This window comes from Lewinella sp. JB7, from assembly GCF_024297185.1.
GTDB lineage: Bacteria > Bacteroidota > Bacteroidia > Chitinophagales > Saprospiraceae > Neolewinella.
Window position 1 is genome coordinate 164,418 of the sequence record NZ_JANCTD010000006.1, and the last position, 12,676, is coordinate 177,093.

General features: G+C 59.8%; 9 protein-coding genes. 5 read left to right on the top strand and 4 right to left on the bottom strand.

Annotated features, from left to right (window positions below):
• Window positions 1-65: 65 nt before the first annotated feature.
• Window positions 66-3,305, bottom strand: a complete 3,240-nt coding sequence (locus NMA52_RS12320) for a TonB-dependent receptor (RefSeq protein ID WP_254827976.1) — start codon at window positions 3,303-3,305, stop codon at window positions 66-68.
• 200 nt (window positions 3,306-3,505) lie between these two features.
• Between NMA52_RS12320 and NMA52_RS12325 the strand changes: the two genes are divergently transcribed.
• Window positions 3,506-7,063 (top strand): VCBS repeat-containing protein, encoded by a 3,558-nt coding sequence (locus tag NMA52_RS12325; protein ID WP_254827978.1) that lies wholly within the window; start codon window positions 3,506-3,508, stop codon window positions 7,061-7,063.
• On the opposite strand, the gene NMA52_RS12330 is transcribed toward NMA52_RS12325, so the two are convergent.
• Window positions 7,064-7,777: a pirin family protein gene (locus tag NMA52_RS12330; RefSeq protein ID WP_254827979.1), complete on the bottom strand. Its 714-nt coding sequence runs from the start codon at window positions 7,775-7,777 to the stop codon at window positions 7,064-7,066.
• Window positions 7,778-7,884: 107 nt separating this feature from the next.
• Here NMA52_RS12330 and NMA52_RS12335 point away from each other — a divergent pair, with 107 nt between their 5' ends.
• Together NMA52_RS12335 and NMA52_RS12340 are read left to right on the top strand one after the other, a co-directional pair.
• Window positions 7,885-8,904: a nucleoid-associated protein gene (locus NMA52_RS12335; RefSeq protein ID WP_254827980.1), complete on the top strand. Its 1,020-nt coding sequence runs from the start codon at window positions 7,885-7,887 to the stop codon at window positions 8,902-8,904.
• Window positions 8,905-8,985: 81 nt separating this feature from the next.
• Window positions 8,986-9,555, top strand: a complete 570-nt coding sequence (locus tag NMA52_RS12340; protein WP_254827981.1) for a DUF697 domain-containing protein — start codon at window positions 8,986-8,988, stop codon at window positions 9,553-9,555.
• A 63-nt stretch (window positions 9,556-9,618) separates the two neighbouring features.
• Here the strand turns inward: NMA52_RS12340 and NMA52_RS12345 are convergent, their stop codons facing one another.
• Window positions 9,619-10,215, bottom strand: a complete 597-nt coding sequence (locus NMA52_RS12345) for a hypothetical protein (protein ID WP_254827982.1) — start codon at window positions 10,213-10,215, stop codon at window positions 9,619-9,621.
• Between the two features lie 74 nt (window positions 10,216-10,289).
• Here NMA52_RS12345 and NMA52_RS12350 point away from each other — a divergent pair, with 74 nt between their 5' ends.
• Entirely contained in the window at window positions 10,290-10,658 is a 369-nt protein-coding gene (locus NMA52_RS12350; protein WP_254827983.1) for a YraN family protein, read from the top strand.
• Here NMA52_RS12350 and NMA52_RS12355 read toward each other — a convergent pair.
• Window positions 10,655-12,007, bottom strand: coding sequence for a DUF58 domain-containing protein (locus NMA52_RS12355; RefSeq protein ID WP_254827984.1), 1,353 nt, complete (start codon window positions 12,005-12,007; stop codon window positions 10,655-10,657). The genes NMA52_RS12350 and NMA52_RS12355 overlap by 4 nt on opposite strands.
• A gap of 59 nt (window positions 12,008-12,066) precedes the next feature.
• On the opposite strand from NMA52_RS12355, the gene NMA52_RS12360 reads away from it, so the two are divergent.
• Window positions 12,067-12,675 (top strand): C40 family peptidase, encoded by a 609-nt coding sequence (locus NMA52_RS12360; RefSeq protein ID WP_254827985.1) that lies wholly within the window; start codon window positions 12,067-12,069, stop codon window positions 12,673-12,675.
• Window position 12,676 lies beyond the last annotated feature (1 nt).

Sequence of the window (12,676 nt, forward strand, 5' to 3'; positions counted from 1 at the left end):
TATTGTTGTTTGATTATAGGGTCCCGGAGCGCTTGGCGGGCCAAGCGCTCCGGGACGTATTGGGGTTAGAAGTCGACGTGCAGGCTCAGGTTGTAAGCCCGGGTGACCGGGTAGTTACCTACGTCTACACCGAACTTCGTATCCGCAGCTCCACCGACAGCGGGGTCCAGTCCGTCGTAACCGGAAATGGTGAAGAGGTTGTTAGCCGCCAGCGTGATGCGGACGTTGTTAAGCGCACCGCCGAAGGCAGTATTGGGCAGGTTGTAGCCGAGGGCCAGGTACTGGAGGCGGAGGTAGTTACCGTTCTCCACGTAGTAGCTGTTCGACTGGGTCGACGTACTGAAGTTCGATACGTTCTCGTAGATCGGCACGTCGGTATCGGTGTTGGTCGGCGTCCAGCTGTCGAGTACGCGGGTCGATACCGCGGCGCCGACGAAGGTGCCGTAGAAATCGGTGAACCACTTCGAGTTGTTGTAGATCTCCCCACCCAGCGAGGTGTAGAAGAAGGAGGTCAGGTCAAAGCCTTTGTAGCTCAGCTTCAGGTTAAGACCACCGGTGAAGTCCGGTACGGCGCTTCCGAGGAACGTGCGGTCGGCTTCGGTGATCTGTCCGTCGGGCTGACCGGTGAGGTCACCGTTCTCGTCGCGGCTGTTGTTGTCCTCGAAGCGGAAACGGCCGGGAGCGGCACCTTCCTGCGTCGGGGCGTTGGCTACTTCCTGATCGCTCTGGAACAGGCCCAGGGTACGGTAACCGAAGAAGGAGGAAAGCGGCATGCCGACCTGGTTGCGGACGATCGTACCGGAGATCCGGCTACCCGTTACGTCGAAGAAGTCGACGTCGTCGGTGAACTTGGTGATCTCGTTCTTAAGGATCGCACCGTTGATGGTGGTTTCGATGGAGAAGTCGGTACCGATCTTGGCCCGGTAGATGAGCTGGGCGTCGAGGCCCTGGTTGAGCATACTACCGATGTTGACTACCGGAGCGGTTGCGTTGGGTCCGAGGACGTCGGGAGTGGGAAGCTGTACGAGCAGGTCGTTCGTCTCCTTACGCCAGAGATCGACGATCAGGTCGACGTTGCCGCCGGCCAGGGTCGCGTCGAAACCGACGTTAGAGGTAACGGAGGTCTCCCAGCGGGCGGATTCCGTTCCGATCCGGCTCCGGAAGAAGCCGGCAATGGCCGTGGAGTTAGTACCGGCAATGTCGTAGCTCGAAGCACCCAGGCTGGTACCGAACAGGTTGAAGCGGTTGTCACCGTTCACGTTGTTGGAGTTACCCATCTGGCCCCAGCCACCCCGAATCTTCAGGTCGTTGATGAAGTTCTGGTTCTGCATGAAGCCCTCGCTGGTCACCCGCCAGGCGGCGGAGATGGCGGGGAAGGTACCGTAGCGATTCTCGGCACCGAAGCGGCTCGAACCGTCGCGGCGCAGAACACCGGTCAGGTAGTACTTATCGTTCCAGTTGTAGTTCACCTGGGTGAAGGCCGAGTAGAAACGGCTACCGTTGGTGAATCCGGAACTGACGTTGCGGCTGCTGACGTTATTGAGCGAAACGAAGTCGGGGCTCTGGCTGAAGGGGTTGATACCGGAGCCGTTACTGAAGCGGAATTTACCGGCCTCCAGGGCTTCCACACCCACGAGGGCGTCTACGCTGTGTCCGCCAAACTTGCGCTTGTAATTAGCCGTGTTGGTAAACACCCAGTCGGTACCGTAGCCCTGAAATTCGCTGTAACCGAAGCTGGCGTTGTTCTCGGCATTCTCGTACGTCTGCCGGCTGTAAGACCGACCGTTGTACCCAATGTACTTACCGCCGAAGCTCGAGCGCAGGATCAGGTCCGAAATGGGTTCGAACTCCAGGTAAAGGTTACCGAAGGCAATGTTGTCGAAGTTCTGATTGTCTGCCAGACCGTCACGGGCAGCTACCGGGTTGCGGGGGTTACCGAAACCGGGGGCTTTCGTACCGGCGTAACCACCGAATTCGTCGTAGACGGGAATGAGGGGGTTCAGGCGGAAGGCCGAAAGGATCTCGTTCTCGTCGTCCGAGCTACCGGCACCGGCACCGTCACCGGTGAGCCCCAGGGCCTTGCGGTGGGTGAACTGTAGGTTCTGTCCGAAGCGGACGCGGTTGCCGAGGTCAAACTCGGTGTTCATACGGGCGGTGTAGCGCTCGTAGCTGTTGTTCAGCAGGATACCCTCCTGAATCTGGGCACCCAGGCTGACGTAGTAGCGGGCATCCTCCGTCGATCCCCGGAAACCGAGGGTGTGACGATTGGTCATGGCGGTGCGCGTAATGGCGTCGTACCAGTCGGTACCTTCCTTGTTGGCGCGAACGACCTGGTACAGGGGGCCGGCGCTGGGGTCGATGTTGTAGTTACTGCGCTCAGCCTCCAGGTCAACCGTTCCGCGGACACCGCCGATGCTACCGACCAGGATGTAGTCGGGCAGGACGGGAGTTTCGCCCGAACCGTACTGGGGGTGGTTGAAGACCGGATCGGTGCCGTTAGCGGCGGCCGTGTTGCGGATAGCCTCCCACGTCTTCATGGCATCCTGAGCGGGCGTCAGAATAGGCTGACCCATTCCCGGATCGGTGAAGCCGGTCAGTCCGTCGTAGGAAATTTGCAGGGGCGAGGGCTCGCGGGTACCGCGCTTGGTCTGAATGACGACCACACCGTTAGCGGCACGTGCACCGTAGATCGAAGCCGAGGCCGCGTCCTTCAGGATCGAGGTGTTCTGGATATCGTCGGGGGACAGGAAGTTGATGTTGGTCTGGGGCACCCCGTCTACCACATAGAGGGGGTTGTTTCCACCGAACGAACCGAATCCGCGGACTCGGATGATGGATTCCGTACCGGGTTGTCCGTTGGTGATGACCGTAACGCCGGCGGCGCGTCCCTGCAGCTGCTGCTCCACGTTACCCGAAGGAATAGCAGTGAGTTCTTCGGTACTGACCGTAGAGATGGCTCCCGTCGTCTGTCGCTTGCTGGTAACGGCATAACCCGTTACGACGACTTCATCCAGGGCGACTCCCTCGGAGAGAATGACGTCCACGACCGTCTCGCCGCTCAGGACGAGGGTCTGGGATTCGAAGCCGGTGTAGGAATACACGAGTTCCGTGACGTTGGCGGGGACGGTGAGTTCGTAGCGACCGTCCAGATCGGCTACCGTACCGGCGGTCGTTCCTTTTGCCAGCACCGTCGCGCCCACGAGGGGAAAGCCGTCCGGATCGGTTATGGTACCGGATACCGTTGTTTGCCCATAGACGGCCGCCGAACACAGCAGCGCCATCATCAGGCTCAAAAGTTGTTTCATGATCGAAGTTAAATTAGTGAGTTCAGATTTTTGTATGGTGCATCCCCGGGGTGACCCCTTATGCTCTAACAAGACGCTAACATACCAAATATTCAATAGACAACGGAAGTCAGAAAAATTACTTTTGCCGCCCCCGTTGCCGGGAAGTGTTACGGTCGGCGACCAGTCCTTATTATCTTACCACCACCTTAATGGCTTCCATGAAATTTGTCCTCTGTTTATCGTCGATTAGCCTCTTATTACTAGCGAGTTGTCAGGAGAATACCTCCCCTACCCTCTTCCAACGTATAGATGCCGCGGAAAGCGGCCTCACCTTTGCCAATCGCATCGCCGAAAACGACACCTTTAACATTCTCGACTTCGAATACGTATACAACGGCGGCGGCGTTGGCACCGCCGATTTCAACGGCGACGGCCTCACCGACCTCTACTTTACCGGCAATACGGCGGACAACCGACTCTACCTCAATCTCGGTGAATTCAAGTTCCTGGACGTGACGGAAGCCGCCGGCGTAAGTGGGCGGGGGCGCTGGAGCAGTGGGATCTCGGTCACCGACGTTAATGCGGATGGACGTCCCGACCTTTACGTAAGCGCCACCGTCCGGCAACCGGGGCGACTCCGGGCCAATATGCTCTTCATCAACCAGGGCAGCGAGGTCGGACAGGACGGCATCGCCGTACCCCGCTTCACCGAAGTGGCGGCCACCTGCGGTATCGCCGATACTTCCCATACAACCCAGTCCGTCTTTTTCGATTACGACCGCGACGGCGATCTCGACCTATACGTACTGGTCAACGAAATGGACAACCGCGCCCTCCCGAATCGTTACCTGCCGAAGATCACGGACGGCACGGGCCGGAAAAACGATAAACTATACCGCAACGAGGGCAACGCCGCCGACGGTCTGCCCCGCTTCGTCGAAGTGACCCGGGAAGCCGGCATCCTTAAGGAGGGCTACGGTCTCGGGGTAAGCGTCTGCGACGTGAATATGGACGGGTGGCCCGACCTCTACGTGACGAACGACTACGTCAGCAACGACCTGCTCTGGATCAACAACCAAGACGGAACCTTCACCGATCGGGCCGGTACCTACCTCAAACACACGAGTTATTCGGCCATGGGCAACGACGTAGCCGACCTCAACAACGACGGCCTGGACGATCTGGTTTCCGTCGATATGTTTCCCGAAGGCAACCTGCGGCGGAAAGCCATGATGCCCCCCAACAACTACACGGCCTACCTCAACAACCAGCGGTTCAACTACCAGTACCAGTTTACCCGCAACATGCTGCAGCTAAACCGGCAACTCACCGACTCCACTTTCGTCTTTTCCGAAGTAGGCATGCTGGCGGGGGTAGCCGCCACGGACTGGAGCTGGAGCCCCCTGGCCGCCGATCTGGACAACGACGGAGACCGCGACCTGCTCATCACTAACGGATTTCCCCGGGACGTAACGGACCGCGACTTCATGGACTACAACGTGCAGATGAGTAACCTGGTGAGCCGGGACGTCCGCCTGGCGCAGATCCCCTCCATCAAAATTGCCAACTACGCCTACGAGAACGACGGTCAGGACATTCCCTCCTTCACCAATCGCGTAAAGGAGTGGGGGTTTGAGTATCCGTCCTTCAGCAACGGGGCGGCCTACGCCGACCTAGACAACGACGGGGATCTCGACTACGTCGTCAATAACATCAACGACAGCTGTTTTCTCTTCCGCAACGACCTCATTCAGCCCGGACATGTTCCGGATTCCACTCACTGGCTCACGATCAGCCTGGCCCAGGAAGGGCAGAATACCGCCGCCCTGGGTGCCCGCGTGACCGTGGACGCCGGCAACCGGACCGTGACCGCCTTCAACCACCCGTCCCGCGGCTTCCTTTCGAGCGTCAGCGACGTGCTTCACTTCGGTTTCGGCCCCGGAGATTCCCTCCTCGCCGTGAGCGTGCGCTGGCCCGACGGAAACGAACGTATATATAAGGACGTAGCGTGGGACCAACGAATCACCCTCACCCCCCGCGGGGGGGAGGCAGGCTCCCTATCCGTTCGCCCCCCGGCCGCTCCCCTGCTGGTGGAGCAACCGGACCTACTCCGGCAGTTCCCCATGCACCGGGACTGTCTCTTTATCGACTTTAACGTACAACCCCTCCTGCCCCACAAACTTTCGGAATACGGCCCCGCCCTCGCGGTGGCGGACGTCAACGGAGACGGCCTGGACGATCTCTACCGCTCGGGCTCCCACTTTCACCGCGGCGAATTATTGCTGCAGGGCAGATCGGCCGACGGTCGCCCGACCTTCACCGCCGGGGGGAGCCTCAACACCGCGTCCGGACCGGAAGAACTCGGAAGTCTCTTCTTCGACGCGGACGGGGACGGGGACGCGGACCTGTACCTCGTGAGCGGAGGCAGCGAATACAGCCTCGACCAGCCCGAACTTCTGGACCAGCTGCTCCTCAACGACGGAGCGGGAAATTTCACCCCCACCAGGAACGCTTTGCCCGATATCCGGTCCAGTGGATCCTGCGTACGCGCCGCTGATTTCGATCGGGACGGTGATCTCGATCTCTTCGTAGGGGGTCGGCTGAAACCGGCCCGCTTCCCGGAACCCGTCGACAGCTACCTGCTGATCAACGACGGTCGTGGCCGCTTTGCTCCTGCGTCCCCGCCCGAATTTGCCGCCCTCGGCTTGGTGTGCGACGCGCTGTGGACGGATTACGACAACGACGGATGGGTCGATCTGTTGATTGCCGGGCAGGGTATGGCTCTTCAACTCTTTACGAACCGGGAGGGACAACTTGTATCGAGTACACCCCCATCACTCGGTGACCGCGCCGGATGGTGGAACGGCCTGACGGGTGCCGACTTCGACCAGGATGGTGACATCGACTACGTCGCGACGAACTTCGGCCTGAATAACCTCTACCAGCAGAGTGGCCGCGAATACGTCGGACTGTACGGTGCGGATTTTGACGGCAACGGCGGCTACGACCTTCTGGTGGCCGACCTGGCGCTCGCGGAGGACGGTACGTACCAAAAATTCCCCCACCACCAGCGCAACGACACCGAAAAGCAACTCATCAGCGTAAAGCGGCGGTTCGAACGCCACGAGCAGTTCGGGCGGGCCACCATTGATGAGATCGTGGCGGGATATCCCGATGCGGAGGTCACGCTGCTGGAAGCCGACTACCTGCGCTCCGCCTGGATCGAGAACCTGGGCGATGGCACCTTCCGCTTCCACGATCTGCCGCGGATAGCCCAGTCCGCCCCCCTGTTCGGTGCCCAGGCCCTGGACGTGAATGCGGACGGATACCCCGACCTGGTCGCGATCGGCAACGATTACGGCGCCGAAACCGGTATGGGTACTCTGGATGCCCTGAACGGCCTGGTCCTGCTCTTCGATCCAGAGCGGGGTGATTTCCGGCCGGCGCGGGAACGGGAAGCCGCCATCTTCGTGCCAGGTAACGGGCGCAGCCTGACGGTCGTGAACGCCGGCGGAGCTCCCCTCCTCGTCGCCTCCGAGAATCAGGGCACGACGCGGGCCTTTGCTCCTACCCGGTCCAGACTGAATTTCGTGCCGGTACCCGCCAACGTACAACGGGTAAGCTACACCCTAGCGGGGCGTTCGGTCGTAGAGGAAGTGTACTACGGCAGCGGCTACCTCAGTCAGCGTGGCCGGGGCGTGTGGCTGCCCCCCGGAGTTGAGGAGATCCATTTCACCGGTTTCGACGGAAGGGAGATCAGCCGGCCTTCCCGCTAATCAGCTCATTGGTACTTCCATAGCCAGCACCCGCATGCCCTCCCGGCCGGCGGTGAGCTCGATCGTGGTGGCCGCCTCGACGCCGAGGCCATCGCGCCGGCCGACGGCCTGTGCTCCGATGTGTCCCCCACCCTCGAGAACGAAGAAGTATACGCCGTGTCCCTCCCGTTGCAGCACGTACGACGCGGTAGTCGTGGGATCGAAGCGACCGATGCTGAAGTAGGCATCCTGGTGGATCCAGACGGCACCTTCCCGGGGTTCGGGACCCAGTACTTGGTTCCAGGCATTGACCTCGTCTTGCGGATTCATGGCTACCTGCTGATAGCGGGGCGTCACGTTGCGTCGATCGGGAAAGACCCAGATCTGCAAAAACTTGACTTCCCGGTCGGTGTTGCCGTTTTTCTCGGAGTGTACGACGCCGGTACCTGCGCTCATCACCTGGATGTCGCCTTCCCAGATAACGGTGGTGTTGCCCATATTGTCCCGGTGTTCCAAATCGCCGACCAGCGGGATCGAAACGATCTCCATATTATCGTGAGGATGGGAACCGAAGCCGCGGCCGGCGGCAACCTCATCGTCGTTCAGTACGCGTAACGCCCCGAAGCGCATGCGTTCCGGATCGTGAAATCCGGCGAAGCTGAAGGTATGGTGGGTATTTAACCAACCGTGATTGGCGTGCCCCCGGGAAGCGGCGGGATGAAAGGTGGTTTTCATAATTATTTATTGTAGGTACATTAATTGTTATAAACAAACATCTGCGACTGCCGAAAGTTTCGGTTCCCGTAGGGGGTTAAAGCGGGGGGCGTGCCTACCTTCGCGGCATGGATCAGCTCATCGTTCACCACCTCATCGTTCACGAACTTAAGAAGCAGCCGGAGATGGCGGAAGCCGATTTGCTGTTGAGCAGTCAGGCCCTGCCGATCACCGAGCTGGCCACCGATCTGATCGGGCGTCTCGACCAGACCTTCGAGCGGAAATCGGACCTGCTGCAGGGGTTTCTGATCGAGCCCGACGAGGGCCTCTTTCCGGCATACTACCAGAACTGGCTCGAGGACGGGCGGCGGCGGGAAGCCTTCGTCGACTTCAGCCGAAATGCCGTCACGGCCCTGAAGGACAACCTGCAGGGGGTGGTAGGTGCCAAGGGAGGGTATCTATTGTTTGCCGACTACAGCATCGACGAACAACGGATGCTGGGCATTTACATGATCCGGAACACGGAGGGAATGGTCTTCACCGAGGAAGAAACCGACGAATCCCTGCGCCTGCACACCATTGCTTACCTCGACATCCAGCACATGGCCATGGCCGCCCGGCTGCTGGCCGGACCGGGTCGCAACGTGCAGATGATCCGCCACGCGCGGACGCAGAGCAGCATCAGTCAGTATTTCACAGACTGGGTGGGCATTGACCGGGCCGAAACCAGCTCCGAGCTTACCCACTCCTTCCTGGAAATGGTGGAGGAGTTACCGGTGCCGAAGGACCGGGAGACGGGCTTCGCCATGAACGAGGGCGACTTCGAGAAGGCCCTGGTCAAGTATGCCGCCAAGGCTCCGCAGCAGACCATCCGGGTGCAGGATTTCGACCAGCACTTCTACGGCAACGACAAGCCCCTTCAGGACATGCTGGCCGAGCAGAACAGTCCGTTGGATCAGGGTTTCCGGGTCGACCGTAAAGCGCTGCGCAACCAGTTCTATCTACGGGCGGGCGTCGGGGGCATCAGCATCACCTGCACGAAGGACCACTTCCGCAACGGACAGATCCACGTTGACGAGGCCAGCGGCAAGATCACCATCAACAGCGAGGAACTGGCGTCGCTGTTGCTGGACCAGTACGGAGAGTGAGCAAGCTAATCCGGGCGGCGAACGAACATTTACCGCGGCGGGGCGGGTTGTAAAGGGTACAAATCTAACAATTCAACTACCATGGCATCGACCGAGCAAAAAACTGAAACCAACCCTTCAAAAACCAACGGAGAGAACCTTCCCGCAAAAACGGACCTCCAGAACAAAAACGAACAGGCGGACGCCATCATTAAGCGTTACGCACTCTTTGGTACCGCCACGGGACTGATCCCTACCTTCGGACTGGACGTAGCCGTGCTGACGGGCGTACAGGTGAAGATGATCAAGGAACTGGCCCGGGTTTACGAGTATGACGTCGACGACCAGATGATCCGCATGACCATCACCACCGGGGTGACCTCCCTCATGGGACGACTGATCACCGGCGTGGCAACGTCCATCACCAAAGCCTTTTCTCCCCTTAAGTTTCTCATCGGCGGTGCTACCCAGGCCGCACTGAGTGGCTTCCTCACCGCCGAGACCGGTAAGATCTACCAGGCCCGCCTGGCCAACGGCGAAAACCCCGCCGACATAACGGTCAGTGAAATCGTTAATCACGTCGTGGCCCAGATTCAGCAGGGCGAGTGGAACCCCACCCGGGTTGCCGGCTTCCGGAACAACTTCAGCTACCTCCTGGGCAGCAACAAGTAAGCACGGTTAACTTTATAACCTTTAACGAAGCCCCGGTTCACTACGCGAACCGGGGCTTCGTCTTTAGAAATTGTAGTTGATGCCGGTCCGCAGTTCGTACGGAGCGTCGTTCAGGCGTTCCCGTTGCGTGAGGCGGAAGAGTAGCAGGATCTCGAACCCGGGATTTCCCGGACCACCGCCCTGGTTAAATCCGGCACCGAGAAAGGGAATGGCCCGGGTCACCCGCTCCTGTCCTCCGGCAACGAAGTAGTCCACGTCGCTGATCAAACTGTACTCTCCATGCACAAACAGGCCCCGGAAGATCTTGGCCCGACCAAACAGGCCCGCCGACCAGCTGAAGTACTTATCCTTGATCGCGGCGAAGTCGTCACGGAAACTGTTGTAGGTGACACTGACGCGGGGGCCGAAGCTCAGAAAGTTGTTGAACTTATACCCCGCCATCGGCGAGACGCCGATCTGGAAGAAGCTGAAGTTGTTCCCGCCCCGGAACCCGAGTTGGGCACCGGCTCCGTACCAGATGCCTCCACCCTCGTCGCTGACGTTACGCTGGCTGCGGTTACCGTAGGAGAGATCGTCACGGGCGGAATCCTCCCGGGTCTGACCCGGCAGTATTCCGGATAAACCCAGCATGAGGCAAAGGAGTAGACTTACATGTTTCATTGGCGGCAAGTTTGGGGCGGGCTAAGATAAGTACGGTCGCCAGGCTTTGTTCGTGAATTTCCTAATTTGGTGCTATGACCGACCGTATGAAGACGGGCAGGCGGGGGGAAACGTTGGCCCACGCGTACTTGCTGGAGAAGGGCTACCGCATCGAGGCAACCAATTATCGCTATCGACGTACCGAGATCGATATCGTAGCCCGGCACCAGGACATTCTGGTGTTCGTAGAAGTCAAAACCCGTTCGTCCCTGGCCTTCGGTCACCCCAGTATTTTCTTCGGGAAGCAACAGCAGGGCCGGATCAGCCGGGCGGCCTCCAAATACATGGAGGAGACGGGCTACGACTGGGAGGTCCGCTTCGATCTGATCGCTATTTATTTACCCTCGTCGCAGGACTACCGCCTCGATCACTACGAAGACGTGTTTTTTCCGGGGCTCCACTAAATCGCGCCCCGCCCCTTAAGTTCGAGGTACCGTTGCAGGGCCCGCCCCGTTAGCTCCTCGGGCCGGGTCAGGAGCACATCCACTCCGTTTTGTCGCAGGCGGGCCGCCATGAGTTGACGTTCCTGGACGTAGCGGCGGGCCGTATGCTTGCGGTACACCGACTCAACGTCCACCGCCCGATCGGCGAGCAGGTCGGTCACCTCGGTATTTTCGAACAGTACCACCATCAGTCGATGATCACGACCGATGCGGCGTAGGGCGGGCAATACCCGGTCAAGCGCATAGCTGCTTTCGAAGTTGGTGAACAGTATCAGCAGACTCCGCCCGGCCGTGAATCGCCGGGTGGCGTAGTATAACAAGTCGTAGTCGCTCTCACCGGGACGTTCCAGCTGGCGGTACAGCGTTTCCAGGATGTTGCGCAGCTGATCGGGCCTGTTGTCCGCCGCCACCACGTCACCCAGCTTATCGGAAAAGGTGAGAATGCCGGCCCGGTCGCCGCGCTTGAGCACTACATTCGACAGCGCCAGGGAGGTGTTGATGGAGTAGTCAAGAAGGCTGAGTCCGCCGAAGGGCATCAGCATCGTGCGCCCCTTGTCGATCACGCAGTAGATTCGCTGGGCGCGCTCATCCCGGTACTGATTGACCATCACTTCCCCGCGCCGGGCCGTCGCTTTCCAGTTCACGCTACGCAGGTCATCACCGCGTACGTACTCCTTGATCTGATCAAATTCATAACTCTGGGTGACCGGCCGGGGCCGGTGCCGGCCGCTGGCCGGGGCCGATATGTTGCCTCCCAGGCTGAAGCGCTTCATCTGCAGAATGCTGGGGTATACGGCGACCTCCTGGGGCTGAGTGAAGATCACGCGACGTTCCATCAATCCCAGTTTGGTACGGATATAGACGTTCAGGTTTCCGAAACCGTACCGCCCGCGGGTAAGGGGGCGTACCCGATAATTGACGGCGCGTTTTTCGCCAAAGGAAAGTCCGAGCGAGATTTCGTGGTCTCTGTACTGCAACTGGACAGGCAGTTCGTCCATGATCGATACCGATAGACTGGCGCTGCTACCGTTGTGCAAACTGATGCGCACCTCCATTTCATCACCCAGGCTAAACACCTCCGGGGGGCGGCGGCGTGCGGTGAGTTGACCCGCACAAGCGTACAGCCGAACCGCATCCAGGACGGTTGTGGCTACCAGCACGATCAGGAGCAGTACCGCCAGCCAGAAGGCCGGGGTTTTCCAAAAACCGATGGCCGACAGCACGCACACCAGGCCGAGCCCCACGAAAAATCGATCGCCCAGGTAGAGGCACCGCAGATGGGTAAGAATGGAACTCCGACGGCTAGCCATGCCTGGCAAGCTAAACTAATTCGGTGGAATATGACGTTCTTACCCCACAATCCCTCCGCTTGAAGTTACCGCTCGTCACCATCCTTTTTCTGGCTACCCTGCTCACGGGCTGTAATTCCTTCCGTCCGGTATCGTCGGTCAGAAATCCCTCCCGCCTGCCCCGCCCCACCGAAACGGTCCGTACCCGCCCCCCGGCGGAAAAGCCTACGGCTCGTCCTCCGCGCAGCCGGACCGAATCGTCTACCCCGCCGGTCACGGTAGCCACGGGCCCGACCGCCGCCGTGCGCAGTAAGCTGGTCACGGAGGCGGAGCGCTTTCTCGGCGTCCGCTACAAGTACGGCGGCAACAATCCCCGGGAAGGATTCGATTGTTCCGGATTTGTAAAGTATCTCTACAACGATCAGGGGCTGGACATTCACCGCGTATCCCGCGATCAGGCGCGCCAGGGGAAGCAGATTGAGGTAGCCGCGGCCAAACCCGGTGATCTGGTGTTCTACCGTCGGGGAGCTAATCAGCCCGTTTTTCACGTTTCGATGGTCGTGGCTAGCGGGCCGGGGGAGATCTGGGTCATCCACCCTACCAGCAGCCGGGGCGTAATTCGGGAGAACATTCTGGCTTCCTCGTACTGGAAACCCAAGATCTACGCGGTCCGCACCATGATCCAGTAAA